This is a genomic window from Thalassospira sp. B30-1, from assembly GCF_015767575.1.
GTDB lineage: Bacteria > Pseudomonadota > Alphaproteobacteria > Rhodospirillales > Thalassospiraceae > Thalassospira > Thalassospira xiamenensis.
Genome location: NZ_CP065232.1, coordinates 1,892,921 through 1,917,140, shown reverse-complemented (window position 1 = coordinate 1,917,140; position 24,220 = coordinate 1,892,921). Strand labels below are relative to the sequence as shown.

Here is a 24,220-nt window from a genome sequence, read left to right as displayed (position 1 = left end):
CGACACTCCCCGTTCGCCCTGCAACTCGAACCGCCGGTCGTTTGACCGGCGGTTTCTTTATGTACGTCATGCGCCTTGCGTCAACGGTTTGCGGCCCCCCGCCCACATCAGGAAAATGGCAACCAGAAGCACCGGCAAAACACCGAAATTGATGATGTTCCACCCCGCCCCGGCAATCAGCGCACCTGCCACCAGCGATGCCACGGTTCCGGTAATGCTGTTGCCAAGCTCCATCAGGCTTTGCGCATGACCGCGTTCCGATGCGTCATGCCCCTCGCCCAAAAGCGTCGTCCCCGCCAGAAGCATCAGGTTCCAACCGATCCCAAGCAAGAACGAACTGATGAGAAACGCCGAAAAACTGATCCCCGACACGGCAAAAGCCACACTGAACAACAGCGCCAGCGCGCCGACCATCGCCATCAAACGCGCGCCAAAGTGATCAATCATCGGGCCGGCGGCAAAGGCTGGTAAAAACATGCCGATAATGTGCCAGCGAATGACATTCGCCGCCGTATCGACATCAAACCCGCAAAACTTCATGGCAAGCGGTGTTGCCGTCATCACAAGGATCATGATGCCATGGCCCGCGGCACTGATGGCAATCGCCCCGCGCAACCTTGGACGGCGCAACAGTTCCAGCATGACCGCACCACCGGTGCGCGTTTTTGCCGGAACCCCGCCATCACGCAACATCAACATGATCAGGGCTGCGATGGTCGCCAACCCGGCCAATGCCAGATACGATCCGGCAAACGGAATCGCGACCATGTTACGCGTATAGCTGGCAATTTCCGGCGCGATCAGCGCCGCCAGAACACCGCCACCAACCACAAGTGCCGCCGCACGACCTTTCTGATCATCGCGGACCGCCTCAAGGGCGGCATAACGGTAATACATTGCCGATGCCTGATATCCGCCAATCAAAAACGTGCCCAGACACACCAGCAAAAATTCCGCCTGATACACACCACCCGCCACGACAGCACCGCCAACCACGCCGCTTGCGGCTCCCAGAAACAATCCCGTGCGCCTGCCATAATGCTGCATGATCATCGACAGCGGATGCACACAAACCAGATTGCCCACAACCAGCAAGGCCAATGGCAGGGTCGCCAGTTCCGCCATCGGTGCCAGATCAATTCCGATCAGTGATGTCAGGGTTATCCCGATCAGCGAACAGGACCAGTAAAGCGCCTGGGCAATAAATAGCAGACGCACTGATCCATTGGTCAGTAACAGCATGTTGCCAACTCCAATAAAAACAGATGATTACGAAAATATCTTCGCCGTTCACCTAAATCGGAACGGCCACCGGCCTTCGTCCGAAACGATCAGCATATTCCTGCGGACTGACAGATAAATGGCGTTGAAAGGCCCGGCGCAGGGTTTCCGGATGGCCAAAACCGCAAAGCCGCGCCACACGCGTCACCGTCATGCCATCATCCTGCAAAAGGACGCGCGCGGCTTCGACCCGCACCCGTTCAACATAACGTGCCGGTGTCATGCCCAGATCACGGGTGAATACCCGTGAAAATGTCCGTGCCGACATTCCCGCACGATTTGCCAGAACTTCCAGCGACAGATCACCATCCAGATTGGCCGGTATCCATTCCAGCAATCCGACAAGCTGTGCCGTGGTTCCGATGGCGGGTGTCAGATAGGCAGAAAACTGTGCCTGCCCGCCCGGCCGTTTTAAGAACATCACCAGACGTCGTGCTACGGCAAGGGCAATTACCCGCCCGTGATCCGCCTCCACCAGTGCTAGCGCCAGATCAATACCCGCCGTCACCCCGGCCGACGTAAAGATATGCGGATCACCATCCAGACCGTGCGCATCATAACTGTACAAACGATCTTCGATCACATCGACCTTGGGGAAACATTTGCGCATCTCATCACATCGCGACCAATGCGTGGTTGCCAGACGCCCGTCCAGCAATCCTGCCTCGGCAAGGATCAACGCTCCGGAACAAACCGAACCAAGCCTTGGCACGCACATTTCGACCTGCACCAGCCAATCCAGTATATCCCGCCGCTCGCGCACCCGATTGACACCATCGCCCCCCGCAATCAGCACCGTATCGGTCGCTTGCAGCTCCAACTCCCGCCAATCCAGATCGGCATACAGCCTGAAACCGCCCGATGTCGGCACAGGCCCTGCCGCATCGGCAATCACCAGCACCTCATAGTCGCGTTCACGCCCCTGCCGCTCCAGCTCGGCATTGGCGGATGCAAAAACCTGTAAGGGCCCGACAACATCAAGACTCATGACATCGTCAAAGGCAAAACAGGCAATCATTCTGATGCTTGTGGTGTTGGTAATGCGCTCTGGCATGGCGATCCCCTTTAATCAGGAATGCAGCATGCCTCACGAAACGAATGGCAACAATGACAAACACCCCACGAATCTTGCCACAGCATATGCTGCAACAATCTTCGCGGGGTGTGTCGCTTCGCAGTTTTTACTGCGTCTCCCCACCAACCCCGGGTTCAGCCACCCTAAAAACCGCTTCGCTGCAGCAGGGCATAGAAGTCACGAATCGTGCCTTCCTTGGCCGTCATGTCCTTGATGTCATCAACCAGCTTGTCGGTGAAATTGGGCTGCTTCAAATATCCGACGACCCTTTTTCGCGCCATCGATGCCGATTTGCCTTCGATCAGAACGCCACTCGAACAGAATTGCACCAGCATATAGGCGCGCTTGCGCAGATGAAGCGACGGATTGTCGATCCGCTCGATCACCTTTTCACGCACCAGATAATCGGCCAGTCCCTCGTCCAGCTTGTCACCAATGCGTTGTTTCTGCTCGTCGGAAAGGTTCGATGCCTGAAGCGCATCATTCATCACCGTGACCGTCGCCATCTTGTCGCGCGGTTTGGCTTCACTGTCGCAGAAAGCGCGCAATGCCCGCATATCCTTGACCGTATCCATCAGCATGTCGAAAACTTCTTCGCCAAAATCCTCGACAATCCCCGAATTAACAACCGCCAGAAGCCAGGCCATCTTGCGGCAATTCGGCCCCATGCGGCCGTTGATTTCTGCAACACCGTCAATCAATGCCCGTGGGCCGCCAACATTTCGCAGACGTGCGCCACGCTCGGCAATGGCCGTTACCATCGGTGCGCCGTAAACGACCCCCTTCTCACTAATCAGACGATCCAGAATACCGACCAGCGGATCATGATCCCCTTCATGACGGGTCAGGCTGTTTGCACTGCGCAACTCGCGAACGATATAGTCAAACAGCGCATCCTGCGATGTCGAAAGCAATCCCGACCCGAACAGCGGGTTAAGCAGTTCAAGAATATCATCCGCCGCCCCGCGATTGCCGTGTGCACGCCCCATCGCCAGATCAATATGCAGGATAACCGCGTCGCCAAAGCTTCGCGAACTGCCAAGCAGTTCTTTCAGCGCCACCGGCGATCCAAGGATATCGGCAATAACATCGTCAAGCAGCTTACGCGCTGCCTCGTCTTTCTCGTCCCCCTTGACCTTCAGCGCCAGATCAAGCTTACCCACCCAGTTGCGGCTTGATGATAGAACGCGCGTAAGCGCAACCATCGTCAGGAAGTCGGTATCCTCCGCAAGGTTCAGACGGCGAATTTCGTCACGAACTTCGGAAATGGTCGCATCTTCAAACGCCGGCAGGTCGACCTTTTCAACCTCGCGCGCACGGGCAGCCAACTGTTCAATCGCGCCATGCAGCTTGTTCATGGCCTCAATATGGTCGCCGTCGGTCGCCTTGGCATGAATGCCAGCCACCTTGTCCACTGCGGTCGGCATTAATGTATCGTGGAACATCAATTTGCGCAGGTTCTGGTAATTATACATTACCTCGCAAGGTGTCAGGATTTCCTGTTCGAAATATTTGCGCAGCAGACGATTGATCGTCGCGCGGCTTTCCGACTGCAACAGGTCGTTATCGGAATCACAAAGCGGTGCATCTTCAATGGCTGAGACACGAACATCCTTGTCGTCGTCTTCACCAGCACCCTGTTTTTCCAGAAGGACCTTTTCAATATGACGACCGTCGGCGCGTTCCCAATCACGAACAACCCGAACCGCAGAGATCTTGGTCTTTAAAAGCTTCTCAGCTTCGTTAACCGCCTCTTTCTCGACATCAAAGGTCGAATGAATGATCCAGCGTTCCCCACGCTGGACTCGTACTTCAAACGTCGTATCCGACATAACGCGCACTGGCTCCCTAACTTCCTGTTTGGGGCGGCATTTGCATGCCATTTCTCAGTCAGGCGCGTGTCCCGTTTTTTTTATATTTATACTTCTTTATAAGGCAATTCTGATGCTGAAAACAATAGGGCGAATTCGAACTTCTCAAATGAGCCCAAAAATCCCCGTATTGCGCGACAGAAAACGCAATCCAAAACACATGCGACGCCATTAATACAACCATAGATGCATACACGTTGATTTAAGGACCCTATCCAAGTTCTGCTTTGACGAGAACTCAGCGATACGACCGGGCAATAGAATCACTAAGCCGCCCCAAAAGGACACTCATGGCAGCGACAGTTGCCTCGGTTGTTGTATCCTTGGGAACCACGGAATCGGTAAACCGTTCGGATACGGCGGTTTCACCCGAATTGAAATTGACAATTTTCCAGCGCGCTGCGATCTGCACCGAACCGTCCGGCTGACGTTCGAACTGTCCCAGATCGACCACGATCTGCCAGACAACCCCGTCGCGCGAGTTCCACGGGAATGTCTCGATCCGCTGCGGGCTCAACCGATGGTCAAGGTTTTCGATCAACACCCGCTGAATGTTTTCATCCAGCGGCTCGGCCCAGCGATCAAACTGGTTGATCACCAGCCGGTTGTCACTACTGCGCGTCACAATCTGGCTGCGATCAAGATGGCTTGGGATGGTTATCGGTCCCACCCCCATCACCGCCGTTCGGGTGGCCCCCGACGGGGCTGCAACATCGTCGGGGGATAACAGATAATAACGTTCCTGAACCGGTGTGCTGCACGCGGACAGGAAGCCAAGCGATGCCAATAACACCCCCGCGATCAGTCGCTTGCGAATTGTCGCCGTTGTTTTCGGTTTCATTTGCATTTCCCGCATCATTCTTCCTCCCGGCGGCCCGGTTTGCCCAGGATCAGAGCATTCGGATTTTGTTCAAGGAAATCGGCCAGATCCCGCAACGACCTGGCTGCCGCCGAAAGCTCTTTCAGAGTTTCCTCAAAATTATAGCGGATCGGCGAATTCGGCGATGTCACGTCACGTACACCGCCAAGTGCAACCTGCGCGGATTCCAGCGCCTTCTGAGTGGCTGGCAACACGCTGGTATCAAGGTTCGTCACAAGCTGGTTCACCCCGGCAGCTGCCTGTTTCAGGCTATCCATGCTCTCAATGATCGCAGGCGATGTAACAATGTTCTCCATCCCCTCGACAGTCCCCAACAGTCGAATGCCGATTTCCTCAATCGGGAATGTTTCAACCTTTTCAAGCAACGAGGACAGGGAATTGCTGATCTCATCGATCTTTTGCGGCAATGTCGGCAATTCTGGAATTTTCCCCTGCGCATCGCCCAGATAGCGGGGCGGCGTCACCGGATACATGCCCAGATCAACAAACAGCTGGCCGGTTATAAAGCTCCCGGTTTTCAGACGTGCCCGCAAACCACGTTCGACCAGAACATCCATGATCTTCGCATAATCGACATCGGCGGTGTCCTGATTGCCGACCATTTGCACCCGTTCGGGCTCCAGCGTCACTTCAACAGGCACCCGGAACGATTGATTGGGAACGACATATTCCAGATTGACGCTGTTGACCGTGCCGACGCGAATGCCATTGAATTCAACCGGCGCGCCGGGCGAAAGCCCGCGTACAGAGGAATCGAAATACAGCATGTATTTCTGCGTGATGCCATACGCCAGAATTTCCGCCTGTTTACGGCTGTCGTTTAACCGGAACACCGTATCGGGTTTCGCTGTTTCCGAATTCAGGCTTTCGTCAGGCGTATAGAAATTGATGCCACCGGCCAAAACTGATCGAACAGATTGGGCACGCACCGATACGCCTTCCGCATTCAGATCAAGACTGATGCCGCTGGAATTCCAGAAACGCGTATCGCGCTTGACCAATCCATCAAACGGCTTGCGGACATAGATCGGGATCGACACCTTTTCGGCCGCGGAATCCAGATTGGTATCAAGGACCTCGCCAACCTCTACCCCGCGCAGAAGAACCGGCGTTCCCGACGCGACTGAACCAAGTTCCTCCGCCATCAGGATAAACCGTGTTCCGTCCGATCCATCAGGCACATATTCCGGTTCTTCCGATCCGGTAAACTCGCGGGCCTCTTGGCCAGACCTGTCTGGAACCGCTTCGATATAAGCCCCTGAAACGATGGTCTGAAGGCCGGAAATCCCCTGTGCGGAAACGCGCGGGCGTACCACCCAGAATTTGGTTTTATCGGTCAGATAGGGTTCAAAATCCGAATTCATCCGCATCGTCAGAACCACATGCCCGAAATCCTCGCTCAGATTGATTTCGGTAACCTGTCCGACATCAACATCACGATACCGCACGGCGGTTTTGCCCGCGGTCAGTCCCTCGGCCGTTTCGAACGTCACGGTAACTTCTGGTCCTTTGGCTGCCGCATCGCGCCATAAAAGCCAACCGCCGATGATTAACGCGACAATCGGCACGATCCAGATGACCGGCAGGTTCTGAAATGCCTTTTTCACATCGGGCCTGCCTGGCTGCCCCTGACCGGCATTCCGGCTGGTGTCGTCCGTCATGATGACATCCCCTGTTCCTTTTGCATTCCCGCCCGATCCCAGATCAGCCGCGGATCAAATGCCATTGCCGACAGCATGGTCATAATGACCACGGCACAGAAGGCCACAGCACCAAAACCCGGTGCGACGGTTGCAATATTACCCAATTTCACAAGTGCTGCCAGTATCGACACCATAAACACATCAATCATCGACCAGCGCCCGATCAGTTCGGTCACGCGATAGATCAATGTCCGTTCGCGAAGCGGCCCGGCAAGCCCCAAACCCGTTGCGGCATAAACCCAGCCAAGCAGGACAATCTTCATGATCGGCACCACGATGCTGGCGGTGAAGACAACAATCGCAATCGGCCATTGCCCGGATTGCAACAGCACCACCACCCCGGAAAGGATCGTATCGGATTCCGCCCGCCCCAGATAGGTGATCGTCATGATCGGAAAAATGTTGGCCGGGATATAAAAAACGACCGCTGTCACCAGCAGTGCCCAGGCCCGCGACAGGCTGCCCGACTTGCGATGATGCAGATGCGTCCCGCAACGCGGGCATTTGCCTCCGGTTTCCCGTGCGGCACTGTCCGTTACGACAAACGCACAGATCTCGCAGGTCATCCAGCCTGTTGCCTTCTCCTGCCCGGTACCGACACGCAATTCTTCCAGATCCTCTAACGTCGCATAGCGCAAATTTTCCGGCGCCAGTCGCCGCCAGATCGTCCTTGGATCCAGCGTCGTGCTCATCAGCAATGTCGTCGGGATCAGAAAGCAAACTGCATAAAAGGCAGGCCCGGCAATGACATCGGCAAAATCCGTAAGCTTGGTCAGCGCGACCAGAAGTCCGATCAGAAACACATCAAGCATCGACCAAGGCCGAATAACAGCCAAAACACGCCAGACTGCCCGCAAGCCCGGCACCACGAACCCGAAATAAAGCGGCGCGAGCACATAGATATAAGCCCCGATCAGCATCAGCGGGGCAGCAATCGACGTCAACGCGACCATAAAGGCCAGAAACGGGAACCCCTCCTGCCAGAAGGTCACAACCCCGCTCAGCAACGTATTGCTTTCGGTGCGTCCTTCCATGGCAAAGGTCAGGATCGGAAATGAATTGGCAATCAGAAACAGGACAAATGCTGTAATGGCAAAGGCCAGAGGCCGTTCAACCGTACCCTTCTGCGCCTCATACAAGGGCGACCCGCACCGGATGCAACGTGCCACAAAGCCCGGTGGAATGTCGTCTTCGACATGCAGGTAATCGCAATGTTCACAGGCAACAAGGCGATGCGGCATTCAATCTTCCTGTTTCCATAAGGCATTAGCGCACAATCTGGAAGTCATATGAGTAAGCGGCAGAATTCATCCCCTGTCAAATCCGATTGGCAAAGCCAATGGGTGGGCATGCCATATCGCCAAACCCGAAAACAAACGCGATCCCAACCCTTTAGTTCCCGATTTGGGGCAAATAATGGCGCGCTTCACCCAGAACGATCTCATTAACCTGCGACAGCAATCCACTTTGCATATTCCAGTGATGCCAATAAAGCGGCCGTTCGATTACATGCGGGCATGGCTGCACCAACCGTCCGCTCTGTAAACCCTCCGCCGCCTGATGCTCCTCAACCACGGCATAGGCGATACCCTGCTCGGCCACGGTAACGAAACCTTGTGAACTTGGCATCGTATGGGCCGGGAACTCGCCCGGCACCAATCCGAAATACCGGTTTAAAAACTGGTTTTGCAATTCGTCATAGCGTGAAAAATTCACCGCCGGGCAGGATCGCAAAGCATCCGCCGTTACACCATCGGCAAAGTACCGGTCGCGGAATTCCGGCGACACCACCATGATATAGCGCATCGCGCCCAGTGGCCGCACCCGGCACCCCTGTATCGGATCGGGCCGCAAACTGACCGCACCCAGCACGGTGCCGGCCTGAAGTGCCTCGTGATTAAGTGCCTCGTCCTCGACCGTCAGATGCACCAGCAGGTCAAGCTCATCAAACAGCGTCTTGGGCACATTGACAAACCATGTCGCCAGACTGTCGGCATTGACCGCAATCGCGATCTGGCCGAAACGGCTGACCGAATGCAGCTTTGGCAGTTCATCATATAATTCCTGCTCAAGCAGGCTGACCCGCTGATAATGCTGCAAAAGCCGCTTTCCGGCATCGGTCGCGGCAATCGGTTTGGACCGGATGATCAAAGGCTGCCCCAGCCGGTCTTCCAGCAACTTGACCCGCTGCGATATCGCCGACTGCGTCAGACCAAGATCACGCGCCGCCTTCTCAAAACTGCCATGACGGATCACCTCGGCGCTGGCTTGTAACAGCTTGTAATCGATCATTTTATTGTCACTGCCTCATCCACCAGCCGCACACCTATTCATAGATGCATCATCAACATCCAAGGATGCATCACCCCTATCAGGACAGCAGCACCTGTCGGCACAACTAACTACTGTATTGCTGAGCTGCTTAAACAGAGCCGAATGGTAACGGGGCTGGCCATACGCTGCCTCGCGCATTCTAATCATAAAATTTACTAATACTATATCATGATAATTCGATTTTCTTATTTCTTAAAACTGCTATCCCTGCCCCATCAACAGCGATTTTGCGGGATGAAAAATGCTTCTGACTTTTGCGACCGGATTTGGCCTTGGCGGCGGACTGATCATTGCCATTGGCGCGCAGAATGCCTTTGTTCTCGGGCAAGGGTTGCGTCGCAACCATCCGGTGATGGTGGCATTTGTCTGCGCGCTATGTGATACCATCCTGATCGCAGCCGGTGTTGCCGGTCTGGGAACGTTGGTTGCCACCTACCCGATCCTGACCAAAATCGCGACGTGGGGCGGTGCGGCCTTCCTGATCTGGTACGGGTTTGCAGCGCTCAGGCGTCTGTTTGAAACCGAAACCCTGTCAGAAAGCGATGTCAGGCAGGCGGGCTGGAAGGCAGTTCTGTCGACGGCGCTTGCCGTGACCCTCCTGAACCCGCATGTATATCTTGATACCGTTGTCATGCTGGGCGGGATTGGCGGGCAATTCCCCGCCGACGAACGGCTGACCTTTGCGCTTGGCGCGATGAGCGCAAGCTTCGTCTGGTTCTTTGCCATCGCGCTGGGCGCGGCGTGGCTGGCCCCCTATGTGGCGCGGCCGATCACGTGGAAAATCATTGATGGGGTCACCTGTGCGGTGATGTGGCTGGTGGCTTACACGCTGATCGCACCGGAAATCACGTCCCTGATTTATTCCTGAGTAAAAATGAATAATCGATGTGATTAAACATTTTTTGTGAAAAATAGGGATTCGGGCGGCTTATTTGCCCATCGCTTCCTTGAAATGCTGTCGGCAGACCGAGACATAGCGATCATTGCCACCGATTTCGACCTGGGCCCCCTCGCGCACCGTATTGCCGTTTTCATCAACGCGCAGAACCATCCCGGCCTTGCGTCCGCAATGACAGATTGTCTTAAGTTCGCTTAGCTTGTCCGCCCAGGCCAGAAGCCATTTCGAGCCTTCGAAAAGCTGCCCCTGAAAATCGGTACGGATGCCATAACACAGCACCGGCACGCCAAGCTTGTCGGCGACATCGGAAAGCTGCCAGACCTGATCCTTGGTCAGAAACTGTGCCTCGTCCACCAGCACGCAATCAATCCGGCCTTCATCAAGCTTTTCCCCAATCAGGGCGCAAAGATCGGTATTGCCGTCAAACAAGACGGCCGGGGCTTCAAGGCCAATGCGCGATGCGATCTTGCCGACACCGAAACGATCATCAAACGCCACGGTCAGCAGAAGCGTCTGCATGCCGCGTTCCTGATAGTTGAAGCTCGATTGCAAAAGCGTCGTCGATTTGCCCGCATTCATCGACGAATAATAAAAGAACAGCTTGGCCATGGTTTCCCCCGAAAATCGTTATTGGGGAATAGCCGATCAATCGGGATTGATCAATATGACAACGGCAGCCAAAAACGGTTATCCGCCATTGCGACCCATATCGATATCGCGCAGTTCGCGGCGCATGAAATCAAGCAGCGACTGGATTTTGGCACTGCGCGTCACACCGGCCGGAAAGACGGCAAAAACTTCAAGATCGGGCAATTTGCAGTTCGGCAGAACATGCACGACATCGCCGCGCTCAATTTCATCGGCAATATCGCAAAACGGCACAACCGCAAGCCCGTGCCCGCCACGCAGGAATTGCAGACGGGCGGTTGCATTATCAACCCGGACACTACCCGATACCCGAATGGATTTTTCCTGATCATCGCAGATCAGGCGCAGGGTTTCGGGAACCCGGCTATACATCACCCAGTCATGATCGGCGAGCTGTTCGGGGGTTTCGGGCAAGCCCACCCGTGCAACATACCCCGACGACGCCGCAATGATCCGGTGGGTCTGATAGAGCTTGAAGCTTTTAAGCTCCGAGCTTTTAAGCGGCCCGGACCGGATGCCAATATCAATCCCCCGCCCGATCAGATCGACAACCTCGTCAGACAGATGAACATCAATCGCCACCCCCGGATAGGTCTGGCGAAACCGGTCAAGGATCGGCACGATCCGAAGTGTGCCCAGATGCACCGATGAAGTAATCGATATCTTGCCGACCGGCTCGTCACGCATGACTTCGACCCGCTTGCGGGCGGCCTCAGCCTCCAGCGCAATCGTCCGGCAACTGTCGTAATAACGCGTTCCGGCATCGGTCAGGCTGAAATTGCGGGTGCTGCGCCGAAGCAGCGGCACGCCAAGTTTGGCTTCAAGCTGCCTGATCTGATGAGACACCGCAGCACGGCTCAGCCCCATCTTGCGCGCTGCGGCAGAAAACCCGCCATCCTCGACCACACGGGCGAAAATCATCATTGCCCGAACTTCATCCAGTGCCGACATTTTATATGCTCATTTAATTTGACAATCTGTCCAATTCTTCGATCTTCCGCAAATTAGATCAGCATTCTATCCTTGGTGCAAATCCTATTCACATATCAAGGACCAAAACGATGCGTATTCTGATGATTGTGACGTCCCACGACAAAATGGGCGATACCGGCCATAAAACCGGTATCTGGCTGGAAGAACTTGCCGCCCCCTATTTCCGGTTCCGCGATGCCGGTGCCGATATCACGCTGGCATCCCCCAAGGGTGGTCAGCCGCCGCTTGATCCCAACAGCCAGGTTCCCGATGCCCTGACCGAGGCGACCAAACGGTTTGAAGGTGATGCCGACGCCCAGAAGGCATTCGCCAACACCGTGAAGCTTGATGGCCTGAAAGCCAATGATTACGACGCGCTGTTTTATCCCGGCGGTCACGGGCCGCTTTGGGATCTGGCAATTGATGCCAAATCCATCGCATTGATCGAGGCATTCGTCGCACAGGACAAACCGGTGGCCGCTGTCTGCCACGGCCCGGCAGCATTCGTGAATGCCAAAACCAAAGACGGCAAGCCGCTGGTGGCGGGCAAAAAAGTCACCGGCTTCACCAATGACGAAGAAAAGGCCGTCGGCCTTGAAAAGGTCGTCCCGCTTCTGATTGAGGACGAATTCACCAAACAGGGCGGCCTTTATGAACGCGCTGACATGTGGGCGTCCCATGCGGTTGTCGATGGCAAACTGGTAACTGGCCAGAACCCTGCATCCAGCGATGCGGCCGCAGATGAGGTTATCAAACTGCTTGGTAAATAATCGCTTGACCTTCCAGCAACTGGAAGCCCCATAGTCGGATTATCGAATCCAACCTGACGGAGCAACCGGAATGCTGAAACTGAAAGTCGATGAAATGAGCTGCGGCCATTGCGCTGCCACTGTTACCAAAGCTGTCGAGGGCGTTTCGGGGGTTGAAAAAGCCGATATCGACCTTGCAAAGGGCGAAGTAACCGTGACCGGCAATCCCGATGTCGCAGCCCTGATCGCCGCCATTGACGATGCCGGTTATCCGGCCCGCGAACTGGCCTGATCGATCAAGATATCCACGCGGAAGGCCGCCCCGATGGGCGGTCTTTTGCGTTTCGGTTTCCCGCATTCAGGCTTTGTCGACATGTTCGATATCAGGCAGGAAAATCGCAAGGAAACCAATGGCCGGTAACCATGCGCAAACCTGATAGACCAGCCCCAGCCCGAAATGATCAGCCATCACGCCAAGAATGGCCGCACCAATCCCGCCAAGCCCAAAGGCCAGGCCAAAGAACAGACCGGAAATCATGCCAATACGTCCCGGCACAAGTTCCTGCGCATAGACAACAATCGCCGAAAATGCCGATGACAGGATCAGACCGATGGCAATCGAGAGCATCACGGTTGCCCCCAACCCGACATAGGGCAGGATCATTGCAAAGGGCAGTGCTCCAAGGATCGATCCCCAGATCACCTTTTTGCGGCCAATCCGGTCGCCGACCGATCCGCCGATCAGGGTTCCCGCCGCAACCGAGGCCAGGAAAATGAACAGATAAATCTGCGCATCGCCTTCGGAGAGCGGGAATTTTTCCATGAGGTAAAACACGTAATAGCTGGTGAAGCTGGCGAGATAGAACCATTTCGACAGCATCAGACAGAACAGAACCAGAAGGCCGCCAATCACCTGGCGTCGGGCCGGAAGATTTGCCGCCAGATGAACAACACGCGGGCGCCGCACGGCATGGCCGTTGCGTTTATACCAACGCCCGAGCAGCGTCAGGATCACAACACCGGCCAATGCAGCAAAGGCAAACCATGCCAGACTGCCCTGTCCGTGCGGCAAAACCACTGCGACCACCAGCAACGGCCCGATGGCTGAACCGACATTGCCGCCCACCTGAAACAGCGACTGCGCAAAGCCATGCGCCCCGCCCGATGCCAGACGCGCCAGACGCGAGGATTCCGGGTGAAAGATCGACGATCCCACACCCAGCATCGCACTGCCCATAAGCAGCACCGCAAAACTGGTTGCCGAGGACAGAACCAAAAGCCCCGCCATCGACATCCCCATGCCGAATGGCAAGGAATAAGGTTGCGGTCGACGGTCCGTGAAATGGCCGATAAAGGGCTGCAGCAACGATGCCGTCACCTGATAGGTCAGGGTCAATAGACCGAGCTGCGCAAACGATAGATCAAAGCCGCCCCTGAACACCGGATAAGCCGCGACAAATAGCGACTGGATCATATCGTTCAGCAAATGGCAGAAACTGGCCGCACCCAGAACCGGCAAAACGGTTCGGGAGACTTGCGGTCGGTTGAGAACGGCTTCGTTCATCGGGGACCTCGTTGAAATGACATTAAACGCACGCCTTGGTGCGTTGATCATCATTATAAAAATTGCAAAACGGCCCACCACCGCGTTAGGGTCAATTTATTACGAGACTGGGCCAATCACGCAAGACAGGCATCGATGTCATCATTTCGCGAAGTTCCAAGACCGATTATCGCATTGGGGACGGATTATCCCGATGGTCATGTGATTGCCGCCCATCGCCATGATCGCGATCAGTTGCTATATGGCATGACCGGGGTTTTGATGGCATCAACCCCGCACGGCGCATGGATGATGCCGCCCCAGCGCGGCATGTTGATCCCCGCCGGGGTCATCCACGAGGTCCGCCTGTTTGGCGATGTCAAAATGCGCTCGCTTTATCTGCGCCCGGACCGGCTGGGCGCGACAGACAACCAGTGCAAGGTGGTCGGCATTTCATCGCTGATGCGTCATTTACTGATCGAAGCGGTTGCCGTCCCGGCGGAATATGATATGGCGGGTCGTGATGGGGCGCTGATGGCGCTGATCGAACATGAAATCAAACGGTTGCCGGTCCTGCCACTGTCGCTTCCGCTACCGGAACAGGCCGCATTACGGGAAAAATGCCGTGCCTTTCTGGCATCGCCAACCCCGCATGAAACCATCGATGACTGGTGCCATCATCTGGGCATGAGCCGCCGAAGCTTTACCCGGCAGTTTCGCAAGGAAACCGGATCAAGCTTTGTCGAATGGCGTCAACAGGCCTGCATCCTAGCCGCCCTGCCAAGACTGGCCGCCGGCGAAGCCGTGACAACGATTGCGATGGACCTTGGCTATGACAATCCCGCCGCGTTCAGCAACATGTTCAAACGCATCCTTGGCGCATCACCGCGCGATTACCGGACTGCGGGCACATAGGAAAATATTTCGCCTCTGAGCTTACAAAAAAATGGAACATCAGGATCACTTCATCGGGCACCAAGCAAATTGCACATAGAAAAATGGTTAAGCCCGCATGCTAAATCAGGCTTAACCATTGAAAGATAACGCCGAAACAAGATCGGTGGCATTCATAATACCATATCAGCGCCGAGCCTTGGCGAAACGCAGCAGACAGCCTAAGCAGCCTTTACCGCCGACAAGAAAGCTTCGACTTTCTGAAGCAGGATATCTGCCTGCTGAGACATATTATTTGAGGCAGAAAGAACTTGCTCGGCCGCAGCCCCGGTTGATGCCGCGGCTTGGTTGACACCGTGAATATTGGCCGTTACTTCGCCGGTACCCGCAGAAGCCTCCTGGACGTTCCGATTGATTTCATCGGTTGCGGCACCTTGCTGTTCAACCGCACTGGCTATTGCCGATGCAATTTCACTGATTTCGGTGATGGTTGTTCCGATGGAATCAATGGCAACAACAGCGCCCTCTGTTTCGCTTTGGATTGCGGTTATCTGATTGGTAATTTCCTCGGTGGCCTTGGAGGTCGCATTAGCAAGGTTTTTCACCTCGGCCGCGACAACGGCAAAACCTTTGCCTGCTTCACCTGCGCGGGCAGCCTCGATCGTGGCATTCAGAGCCAAAAGATTGGTCTGTGCCGCAATATCACTGATCAAACCGACGACATCACCAATTTTCTGAGCCGCTTCTGCAAGTCCACGAACCTGTGCATTCGTACTTTGCGCTTCCACAACAGCCTTATCCGCCACACGGGATGACTGTGTAACCTGATGGCTGATTTCAGAGATCGATGCACTTAGTTCTTCGGACGCGCTGGCAACGGTTTGAACATTATTTGATGCCTGCTCGGCCGCCGCAGCAACAACCGTTGACTGACGACTGGTTTCTTCCGCGGTTGCCGTCATTGACGTTGCAGTATGCTGCATTTCGGTCGCTGCATCCGAGACCGTTTTCAGAACGACCGATACATCACCTTCAAAATCACCGGTCAGTTTTTCGATCAACCTGGCGCGGGATTCACGCTGTTTCTGGGCTTCGACTTCCTGGGCGGCCAGTTCCTCTGCCTTGATCATGTTTTCTTTAAACACGAGCACCGCCTTGGCCATATCACCAATTTCATCCTTGTGATCCTGTCCGGGGATATCGACGGTTTTGTCGCCTCCGGCAAGAACCCGCATCGCGTTTGTAATGGTAATAATCGGACGCGAAATACCAACACCGATCAGCCACGCTGCTGCCAAACCGACCACCACAGCAATTGCAGAAATAATTGCGGCAAGCGAAATGGCAAAAGCGTTTTCTGCTTTTGCTCTAGGACCAATCTCATCCTGTTTGGCTTTGAAGGACAGTTTGAGTTCTTCGATGTCGCTTGCGACCTTTGGCCCCAGAACGTTCAGGGTCTTTTCAGCGATACGTTGTTGTTCCGCAGTATCCTTGGTTGCACTTAACGCGCGAACCGCCGCAGCATACTCCGCAATATCCTGATCCACAGCTTTCGCACTTTCGAGATAGTCAGGGTCTTTAACAAGAGACAAAAATTCGGCGTTAAGCTTTTTGGTTGTTTCCAATCTTTGATTTGCGTTTTCAAGTGCTTCAGGAGACTGCCTCATCTGAAAATTCAAAACCGAGACACGAGCTTCAAGCATATTGGCCTGAACACGTGAAGCTTGGTTTGATTGCAGTGCAATCTGCCGGTACTCGTTGAAATTACTGTCTGCATCCATCAATGCAATAACGCAGATCGCCGACACCGTGATCATCAAAACCAACATCACGCCAAAACCGCCAGCAACTTTGATGGCAATTTTAATTCGCTTTAGAAGCCCCATATTACTACCCCACACCCCAATAACTATCCTTTAGTATTGTTCCCCCAAAAAAGAACCACACATCTAGAGGGAGCCTTGATACAAAAGAATGAATTCATTTCACGCCGCAATCAGAGGAAACTGTTTCGCTCTGAGCAAAATTGTCCCATGCAATCAATGGCTTTGAATGAACATGACCTGCCCGCACGCAACCTGAGATGAAATATGCGACATTGCCTCAAGTCATCACGAAGGTTTTCTAAGGTTTCAGAATGCTTACAGGAAATAAACACTGTGCGACGATCATCCTGAGCACTTCGCCAAGCTGCGTATAATCACGTCTCACACTTTGCTTGAGATTAACCAACACCCCAGTCGGAAAGTTAACAGTCAAGCGCAGATAGATCGCGAATGCCAAATATCGCCCGGGCAAAACATCGCTTATGCACGGATACAGGCGATCATTTCAGTTTGGCACTGAAGTTCACTCTGCACACACCATCAAAGACAGAGAAACAGTGGTACAAAAATGAACCAAAATCAAGAAAAAACACCTTTAGTGGTATTTTTTTAGACCATTAAACCCAAAAGTATCAATTTTGAGAATCTAAATAAATCAAAGGTTCATGTTTTTTTGATTCTTCACACTCCAATTCCATACAGGAACAGCAGTTATGATAACCAACCTTAGTGAGCGAATAAGAGAGGCAAGAAAGCATCTAGGGCTTAGTGCATCGGAAGCAGCAAACCTTGCCGGACTTACACGCAAATCGTGGGAACGTTACGAGCTGGACAAAAATGAACCAAAAGCATCATCTTTGGCTGTACTGGTTGATAAGGGCATAGACGCAAGCTGGCTGCTGACAGGAAGGGGCAGCATGCTGAGAAGCGAAGTGCTGGATCAAGCGCGCGTGATTGACCCCGATTTAATACGCATGATTCTCGAGGAAATTGAATCCTATCGCTCACAAAACAATAGGACATGGAGCATATCGGAGGCGGCTCGCGTTATTGTTCTAAGCTATGAAATGCTGCAAGCAGAAAGAGATCGGGGTATTGAGCCATCTCCAAGAAACCTGAACCTACTCTTACAGGCAGCAAATCTGTGATTTAACGACAAAAAGCTCAGGTGCCTCCCAATTCTACAAAAAATATGTTTTATGAAATCTTCAGGCAACATTTGGCTCATTAACGTTGAAGATGATTAGCGACACATAGAACCCAACAAAAAGCCGCCTGTTTCAGATCGAAACGGGCGGCTTTTGCACATCTTCTGATGATTGAAATCAGCCGAGGATTTTGTCGCGGAGCATCTGGTTGACCATGCCCGGGTTGGCTTTGCCACCCGTGGATTTCATGACCTGGCCAACGAACCAGCCCAGCATGCGGTCCTTGCCGTCGCGGATTTCCTGAACCTTGTCCGGGTTGGCCGCAATGACTTCGTCGATTGCTGTTTCAATCGCACCGGTATCTGTGATCTGCTTCAGACCTTTTTCTTCGACGATCTTTTCCGGATCATTGCCGGTTTCGATCATGATTTCAAAGACGTCCTTGGCGATACGGCCCGAAATGGTGTCATCCGAAATCAGGTCCAGAAGTTTGCCGAGATTTTCGGCCGTAACCGGGCTTTCGGTGACGGGAACTTCCAGCTTGTTGAGCGCACCAAACAGGTTGGTGATCACCCAGTTCGCGGCAAGTTTGCCATCGCGGCCCTTGGCAACAACTTCGTAATAGGCGGCCTTTTCCTGATCGGCAACGAGAACACCGGCATCATAAGCCGACAGACCGTTTTCACGCATGAAGCGGGCTTTTTTCTCGTCCGGGAGTTCCGGCAGGGTCTTTTCGATTTCGGAAACGAATGCCTGATCGAATACTAGCGGCAGCAGATCCGGGTCCGGGAAATAGCGGTAATCATGTGCCATTTCCTTGGACCGCATCGAACGGGTTTCACCCAGACGCGGATCGTAAAGACGGGTTTCCTGAACGATTTCGCCACCGGCTTCGATGACTTCGACCTGACGCTTTGCTTCGATCTCGATCGCCTGCATCACATAACGGATGGAGTTGACGTTCTTGATTTCGCAACGCGTGCCAAATTCGGCACCCGGACGACGGACCGAAACGTTGGCATCGCAACGCATCGAACCCTCGTTCATATTGCCATCGCATGTGCCAAGGTAACGCACAATCGCGCGCAACTTGGTCAGGTATGCGCCGGCTTCTTCCGGGGTGCGGATATCAGGCTTGGACACGATTTCCATCAGGGCAACGCCCGAACGGTTCAAATCGATATGCGAATATTTCGGGTCCTGATCGTGCATCGATTTACCGGCATCCTGTTCAAGATGCAGGCGTTCAATGCCAACCGATTTGGTCGAGCCATCAGGCATGTCGAGAATAATGGTCCCCTCGCCGACAATCGGTTTGTCGAACTGTGAAATCTGATAGCCCTGCGGCAGATCGGCATAGAAGTAGTTCTTGCGTGCAAAGACGCTTTCAAGATTGATCCTGGCTTTAAGGCCAAGACCGGTCTTGACGGCTTGCCGCACGCATTCCTCGTTGATCACGGGCAACATGCCCGGCATGGCCGCGTCAACAAGGCTGACATTGGTGTTCGGATCGTTACCGAATGTGGTCGATGCACCGGAAAACAGTTTGGATTTGGAAACCACCTGACAGTGGACTTCCAGACCGACAACGATTTCCCAAGGGCCGGTTGAACCTTCGATGATATAGGTCATGGATCAGCCCTCCTGCCCGGCCGGTTTCGCGGTAAAGTTGGCGGCAGTTTCAAGCACGCCACCGACACGCAGAACGGTTTCTTCGTCAAACGGCTTACCAATCAGCTGCAGACCAAGCGGCAGACCTTCGGCAGACAGACCCGTCGGAACGGACAGACCCGGAAGACCCGCAAGACTTGCCGGAACGGTAAAGACATCGTTCAGATACATTTTGACCGGATCGTCTTCGTTTTCACCAATCGCAAAGGCCGCCGACGGAGCGGTCGGTGCCAGAATGGCATCAACGGTGCCAAATGCGGTTGCGAAATCCTCGTAAATGCGACGACGGACTTTGAGCGCCTTGTTGTAGTAGGCGTCATAGTAGCCAGCCGACAGCACATAGGTGCCGATCATGATGCGGCGCTGGACTTCCTTGCCGAAACCGGCCGCACGGGACTTCATATACATGTCGTCCAGGCTGTCGCCTTCGTCCATGACGCGCTGGCCGTAACGCAGGCCGTCATAACGCGCAAGGTTCGAGGATGCCTCGGCCGGGGCAACGATATAATAGGTGCCGAGCGCGTATTTGGTGTGCGGCAGGGTCACATCGACCACTTCGGCACCCGCATCACGCAGCATCGCAATACCGTTATCCCAAAGCTTGTTGATTTCTTCGGGCATGTTATCGACACGGTATTCTTTGGGAATACCGATTTTCATGCCGCGAATATCCCCCGTAAGAGCAGCTTCGAAATCAGGAACCGCTACCGGGGCGGATGTGCTGTCCTTGGCATCGTGTCCGGCCATTGCGCCCAGCATGATCGCAGCGTCGCGAACGGTCTTGGTCATCGGACCAGCCTGATCAAGCGAGCTTGCAAAGGCGACAATGCCCCAGCGCGAGCAACGGCCATAGGTTGGCTTCAGGCCGACAATACCGCAATAGGATGCCGGTTGACGGATCGAGCCACCGGTATCGGTACCGGTCGCCGCCAGCGCCATGCCCGCAGCAACAGCAGCCGCCGAACCACCGGACGAGCCCCCCGGAACCAGATCCTTGCCATCCTTGCCCTTCCACGGGTTGATGACATTGCCATAGTAGGACGACGTATTGGACGACCCCATGGCGAATTCATCAAGGTTGGCCTTGCCCAGCATCACCGCACCGTTACCAAACAGGTTGGTGGTGACGGTGGATTCATATTCCGGTTTGAACCCCTCAAGAATGTGCGAGGCTGCGGTCGTCTGGACACCTTCGGTGCAGAAAAGATCCTTGATCGCAATCGGCAGGCCTTCCATTTTGCCCGCGTCACCCTTGGCGCGCTTGGCATCGGAAGCCTTGGCCATGTCGATGGCCTTGTCCGGGGTTTCGGTGATGTAAGCGTTCAGATTACGGTGCGCTTCCATCGATTTGATGTGGGCTTCGGTCAGTTCGACCGACGTGTAATCGCCCTTTGCCAGCCCGTCACGGGCTTCGGCAAGCGTCAGATTTGTCAGATCAGTCATTATTCAACCACCTTCGGCACAACAAAACAGCCAGCATCGGTCATCGGTGCGTTTGACAGCACTTTTTGCTGGATATTGCCATCGGTGACTTCGTCCTTGCGCATCGGCAGGGTCAGATCGGCAACCGACGTCAGGGGATCACAACCCTCGACATCAACTTCTTGCAGTTCCTCGACGAAATCGAGGATACGGGTCAAATCTCCCGCCAGTTCGCCAAGCCCTTCTTCGGACACGTTGATACGCGACAGAAAGGCGATCCTGCGAACTGTTTCCTTATCCAAAGACGACATGGATGAAAGTCTCTCTTAAGGAATGACAAAACACCCGGCAAGCAGTCAGCCTGCCGGAACCTGAAATTACAGCGCGGAAACTAGCACCCCGCCGCCCCCGCCGCAAGGGCCGGAGACAGCCAATTTCGGCAACTTTTCCAACTGTTGGGAAAGATGCCGCCCGATCATGGCTGGCATCAGGGGCAAAGCCATGCTTTCACCGACGTTTCAGGCATGTCAGTATTGCGTTTCGCCGGTTGAAATGCGCTGGCGTTTTTTGGGCAACGCACCTATAAGGTCGCCATGATTTGCAATGACACACAGGAATTGCTGCGGTTTCTAACACCGGCAGCACGCGTTTTGGGGCTGGATCTCGGCACCAAAACCATTGGCGTGGCCCTTTCGGATGTCGGGCTACAGATCGCGTCCCCCTATTCGCTGATTTCGCGCAAGAAATTCACGCGTGATATTGCCGAACTTTCGGCAATCGTCACCAAGCAGAATGTCGGCGGCATCATCATCGGTTTTCCGCGTGAACTTGACGGCACGGTCGGCAAGGCATGCCACCGGGTTTATGCCTTTGTGGACGAAATGCAGAATTATATCGATCTGCCGATCCTGCTTTGGGATGAACGTCTTTCGACCAATGCGGTTGAACGCATCCTGATTGAAGATGTCGACATGACGCGCAAACGCCGGGCGCAGGTCGTCGATAAAACGGCTGCGGCCTATATCCTGCAAGGTGCGCTTGATAACCTTAATCTTCATACCGATCCGGGCGCAAACCCTGATGACGACGATGATGAAGATGAATTTGGTGACGAAGAAGCCTGATTTTCAGCCAAACGAAACCACTTGGTTTCAGAGTTTTCGATCAGCCGCCTGTTTGTTCAGGCGGCTTTTCCTTTGGCCGTAAAAACAATCAGTGTTCCGAAAAATTTCGAGGGCGGCAGGATCAGACGGCCCTTTTTATGGATTGCCCCCATGGACTGGGCGGCTTGGGCAATCGTGTCGAGCGTGTTGACGATGATTTCATAACCGGCAAAGCCATCGGTAGGGAAAGCCGGGTCGTCAATTCCGAACCGGGTGACCATTTCATCACTATGCAGAGCTGTGACGATCTTCTCGGTTCCGATTTCTTCGACGAAATCCGTAACCGCGTCCGCCGCCCAATGCGTGAGGAATACCTTGCCAATCGCATAGGCACCGTTGGCGTGGTTTTGATATTCCGGATAATAGAAATTCTGAGGCGGATGTCGATGCTGGCAGACAAAGGTCACCGCATGGCGCAACAGCGGATGATTGGCAAAGGCCAGCGAAAAGGCCAGATCGGTAAGCGAACCATCCGGGCGGGTTGCTTCGCGTTCGAACTTGAAAACACGGGGCACGGCGGCACCCGCGGCAATGAAATCCTCCCGGTCTTTTTCCGCATCGCGCGATTGCAGCGCCAGCATCGACATGCCTTCGCGCTGACGCAGATAATCGCGGTTATAAATCGGGAAGGAGAACGGCGCGGCAAGATCGGTTTCAGCGATTTTTTCCGGCTCGATCACGGCAAGCAATTCGATATACATGCCATCAAGCTGGATCAGGGCATTGCCGGTGCCAAACGGATGATTGGCACGCGGGGTGACGGTAAAACCCAGCTTGCGATAGGCATCGCAGGCCGCATCAAGATCATTGACACACAGAACCAGATGATCGATTGCGCGACTCATGGGCTTTCCCCTGATTGCATTCCTGTTTGGCGCGGCAGGTCACAGCGCAGGAATTTCTTTCAATTGATAAATCAGTGCGTTGAACGCATTATCTGAGCGACATCCATTATCACAGGATGTCCGTGCAATGAAACAGGCAGTCTTGTCAATACGACGTCAGGCCGGACTGTTACAATGCAAACCATCACAGCAAATCACATAACAACCGATTAATAACTGCCCCATCGTGCGGCAAGATATTTTCGAAAGCGCCCCATGTTAGCCATCCTGTCCGCCCTGATACCGACCTTTGCCCTGATCGTGCTGGGCTTCATCCTGCGGCAACGCAAATTCCTGCCTGATGCGTTCTGGCCAGGGGCGGAAAAGCTGACCTATTATGTGACATTCCCGGCATTGCTGTTTTCCAATACAGCGCGCGCCGATCTGGGCAGCCTGCCACTAGCGGGAATTGCGACTGCGATGCTGGGCACGGTTTTCATATGTACCGTTCTTATCCTGATCGCCAAGCCGGTTCTGAAAGTCGGCAATCCGGCGTTTTCATCTCTGTTTCAGGGCGCCATCCGGCCCAATACCTATATCGGACTTGCCGTTGCCGCGGCCCTTCTGGGCGAAGCCGGATTGACGGTAACGGCCCTTTGCGTTGCCCTTGTCGTGCCGACGGTCAATGTGCTTTCGGTTCTGGCCTGCGCACATTGGGGGGATAATGACCGCACGCCCGGCGCGGTATCGCTTTTGCGCGATGTTCTGCGCAATCCGTTGCTGATGGCGTGTGTTCTTGGCATTGGGATCAATATGACGGGATTTGGCCTGCCGCCAGTGCTTGGACCGTTTCTGGAAGTTCTGGGGCGTGCGGCATTGCCGATCGGGCTTCTGGCGGTTGGTGCGGGGCTTGATCTTTCGGCGGCACGACGCGCCGGGGGGTCGGTCGGATTTTCCACGCTGGGCAAACTTGTCATCAGCCCGGCAATTGCAGCGGGGCTTTGCCTTTTGCTCGGCCTGCCGCAGGTCGAACTGGCGGCGGTTGTGCTGTATGCCGGATTGCCCTGTTCGGCGAGTGCGTTTGTGCTGGCGCGCCTGATGGGTGGTGACGCCCAGATGATGGCCAGCATCATTACGGTTCACACGCTTGTCGCGATTGTCAGCATCCCGATCCTTGCGGTTTTGCTGCATGTGGTGTGATTTAAACCAAGCGAAATATTGACCATTCGGTCAGGATGTTGGGGCAATATTTTAACTTTCCGTGGCAGGGGCAATTGGGTATGCTCCGCGCGAAATTCTGCCCATACCATTTAAGGAA

Annotated in this window: 22 protein-coding genes; 7 read left to right on the top strand and 15 right to left on the bottom strand. The window is 54.4% G+C overall.

All coding sequences use genetic code 11. The features are described 5' to 3' along the window. Positions 1 to 66: 66 nt before the first annotated feature. From IT971_RS09160 to IT971_RS09130, 7 genes are all read right to left on the bottom strand, one after another. Positions 67 to 1,242, bottom strand: coding sequence for an MFS transporter (locus tag IT971_RS09160; protein WP_063092966.1), 1,176 nt, complete (start codon positions 1,240 to 1,242; stop codon positions 67 to 69). A 52-nt stretch (positions 1,243 to 1,294) separates the two neighbouring features. After that, on the bottom strand, positions 1,295 to 2,335 hold the full coding sequence (locus IT971_RS09155; protein WP_082822700.1) for a GlxA family transcriptional regulator: 1,041 nt from the start codon (positions 2,333 to 2,335) through the stop codon (positions 1,295 to 1,297). A gap of 164 nt (positions 2,336 to 2,499) precedes the next feature. Then, on the bottom strand, positions 2,500 to 4,188 hold the full coding sequence (locus tag IT971_RS09150; RefSeq protein WP_063092965.1) for a hypothetical protein: 1,689 nt from the start codon (positions 4,186 to 4,188) through the stop codon (positions 2,500 to 2,502). A gap of 277 nt (positions 4,189 to 4,465) precedes the next feature. Beyond that, complete coding sequence (locus IT971_RS09145) at positions 4,466 to 5,068, bottom strand: membrane integrity-associated transporter subunit PqiC (RefSeq protein WP_158526650.1); 603 nt, start codon at positions 5,066 to 5,068, stop codon at positions 4,466 to 4,468. Between the two features lie 14 nt (positions 5,069 to 5,082). After that, positions 5,083 to 6,768, bottom strand: coding sequence for an intermembrane transport protein PqiB (locus tag IT971_RS09140; RefSeq protein WP_037987548.1), 1,686 nt, complete (start codon positions 6,766 to 6,768; stop codon positions 5,083 to 5,085). Next, the gene (locus tag IT971_RS09135; protein WP_063092963.1) at positions 6,765 to 8,051 is read right to left on the bottom strand and encodes a paraquat-inducible protein A; all 1,287 of its coding nucleotides are present in this window, start codon (positions 8,049 to 8,051) and stop codon (positions 6,765 to 6,767) included. Before IT971_RS09135 ends, IT971_RS09140 begins: the two co-directional genes overlap by 4 nt. Before the next feature lie 151 nt (positions 8,052 to 8,202). After that, positions 8,203 to 9,102, bottom strand: a complete 900-nt coding sequence (locus IT971_RS09130; RefSeq protein ID WP_063092962.1) for a LysR family transcriptional regulator ArgP — start codon at positions 9,100 to 9,102, stop codon at positions 8,203 to 8,205. A 283-nt stretch (positions 9,103 to 9,385) separates the two neighbouring features. On the opposite strand from IT971_RS09130, the gene IT971_RS09125 reads away from it, so the two are divergent. After that, positions 9,386 to 10,012 carry a LysE/ArgO family amino acid transporter gene (locus tag IT971_RS09125; RefSeq protein WP_063092961.1) on the top strand — a complete coding sequence of 209 codons (627 nt, stop codon included), beginning with the start codon at positions 9,386 to 9,388 and terminating at the stop codon, positions 10,010 to 10,012. A 60-nt stretch (positions 10,013 to 10,072) separates the two neighbouring features. Here IT971_RS09125 and IT971_RS09120 read toward each other — a convergent pair whose 3' ends face one another. Then, complete coding sequence (locus IT971_RS09120) at positions 10,073 to 10,651, bottom strand: thymidine kinase (RefSeq protein ID WP_007089895.1); 579 nt, start codon at positions 10,649 to 10,651, stop codon at positions 10,073 to 10,075. 78 nt (positions 10,652 to 10,729) lie between these two features. Further along, positions 10,730 to 11,641, bottom strand: coding sequence for a LysR family transcriptional regulator (locus IT971_RS09115; protein ID WP_007089896.1), 912 nt, complete (start codon positions 11,639 to 11,641; stop codon positions 10,730 to 10,732). Positions 11,642 to 11,751: 110 nt separating this feature from the next. Here IT971_RS09115 and IT971_RS09110 point away from each other — a divergent pair, with 110 nt between their 5' ends. Continuing rightward, entirely contained in the window at positions 11,752 to 12,432 is a 681-nt protein-coding gene (locus tag IT971_RS09110; RefSeq protein WP_063092960.1) for a type 1 glutamine amidotransferase domain-containing protein, read from the top strand. Positions 12,433 to 12,502: 70 nt separating this feature from the next. After that, positions 12,503 to 12,703, top strand: coding sequence for a heavy-metal-associated domain-containing protein (locus tag IT971_RS09105; RefSeq protein ID WP_007089898.1), 201 nt, complete (start codon positions 12,503 to 12,505; stop codon positions 12,701 to 12,703). Positions 12,704 to 12,769: 66 nt separating this feature from the next. Here IT971_RS09105 and IT971_RS09100 read toward each other — a convergent pair whose 3' ends face one another. Then, positions 12,770 to 13,975 carry an MFS transporter gene (locus tag IT971_RS09100; protein WP_063092959.1) on the bottom strand — a complete coding sequence of 402 codons (1,206 nt, stop codon included), beginning with the start codon at positions 13,973 to 13,975 and terminating at the stop codon, positions 12,770 to 12,772. Positions 13,976 to 14,110: 135 nt separating this feature from the next. Between IT971_RS09100 and IT971_RS09095 the strand changes: the two genes are divergently transcribed. Further along, the gene (locus IT971_RS09095; RefSeq protein ID WP_063092958.1) at positions 14,111 to 14,869 is read left to right on the top strand and encodes a helix-turn-helix domain-containing protein; all 759 of its coding nucleotides are present in this window, start codon (positions 14,111 to 14,113) and stop codon (positions 14,867 to 14,869) included. Positions 14,870 to 15,069: 200 nt separating this feature from the next. On the opposite strand, the gene IT971_RS09090 is transcribed toward IT971_RS09095, so the two are convergent. Then, positions 15,070 to 16,734 carry a methyl-accepting chemotaxis protein gene (locus IT971_RS09090; protein WP_063092957.1) on the bottom strand — a complete coding sequence of 555 codons (1,665 nt, stop codon included), beginning with the start codon at positions 16,732 to 16,734 and terminating at the stop codon, positions 15,070 to 15,072. A 653-nt stretch (positions 16,735 to 17,387) separates the two neighbouring features. On the opposite strand from IT971_RS09090, the gene IT971_RS09085 reads away from it, so the two are divergent. Beyond that, positions 17,388 to 17,822 (top strand): helix-turn-helix domain-containing protein, encoded by a 435-nt coding sequence (locus IT971_RS09085; RefSeq protein ID WP_037987558.1) that lies wholly within the window; start codon positions 17,388 to 17,390, stop codon positions 17,820 to 17,822. A gap of 177 nt (positions 17,823 to 17,999) precedes the next feature. On the opposite strand, the gene gatB is transcribed toward IT971_RS09085, so the two are convergent. From gatB to gatC, 3 genes are read right to left on the bottom strand one after another with little or no spacing between them, the layout of a single operon-like run. Further along, positions 18,000 to 19,454, bottom strand: coding sequence for an Asp-tRNA(Asn)/Glu-tRNA(Gln) amidotransferase subunit GatB (gatB, locus tag IT971_RS09080; protein WP_037987559.1), 1,455 nt, complete (start codon positions 19,452 to 19,454; stop codon positions 18,000 to 18,002). 3 nt (positions 19,455 to 19,457) lie between these two features. Next, positions 19,458 to 20,936 carry an Asp-tRNA(Asn)/Glu-tRNA(Gln) amidotransferase subunit GatA gene (gene gatA, locus IT971_RS09075; protein ID WP_063092956.1) on the bottom strand — a complete coding sequence of 493 codons (1,479 nt, stop codon included), beginning with the start codon at positions 20,934 to 20,936 and terminating at the stop codon, positions 19,458 to 19,460. Continuing rightward, positions 20,936 to 21,226, bottom strand: a complete 291-nt coding sequence (gene gatC, locus IT971_RS09070) for an Asp-tRNA(Asn)/Glu-tRNA(Gln) amidotransferase subunit GatC (RefSeq protein ID WP_007089905.1) — start codon at positions 21,224 to 21,226, stop codon at positions 20,936 to 20,938. The genes gatA and gatC overlap by 1 nt, the downstream gene beginning before the upstream one ends. A 282-nt stretch (positions 21,227 to 21,508) precedes the next feature. Here gatC and ruvX point away from each other — a divergent pair, with 282 nt between their 5' ends. Beyond that, positions 21,509 to 22,039, top strand: coding sequence for a Holliday junction resolvase RuvX (gene ruvX / locus IT971_RS09065; protein WP_063092955.1), 531 nt, complete (start codon positions 21,509 to 21,511; stop codon positions 22,037 to 22,039). 56 nt (positions 22,040 to 22,095) lie between these two features. On the opposite strand, the gene IT971_RS09060 is transcribed toward ruvX, so the two are convergent. After that, positions 22,096 to 22,923, bottom strand: a complete 828-nt coding sequence (locus tag IT971_RS09060) for a VOC family protein (protein WP_063092954.1) — start codon at positions 22,921 to 22,923, stop codon at positions 22,096 to 22,098. Between the two features lie 255 nt (positions 22,924 to 23,178). Here IT971_RS09060 and IT971_RS09055 point away from each other — a divergent pair, with 255 nt between their 5' ends. Then, on the top strand, positions 23,179 to 24,102 hold the full coding sequence (locus tag IT971_RS09055; protein ID WP_063092953.1) for an AEC family transporter: 924 nt from the start codon (positions 23,179 to 23,181) through the stop codon (positions 24,100 to 24,102). Positions 24,103 to 24,220: the final 118 nt, after the last annotated feature.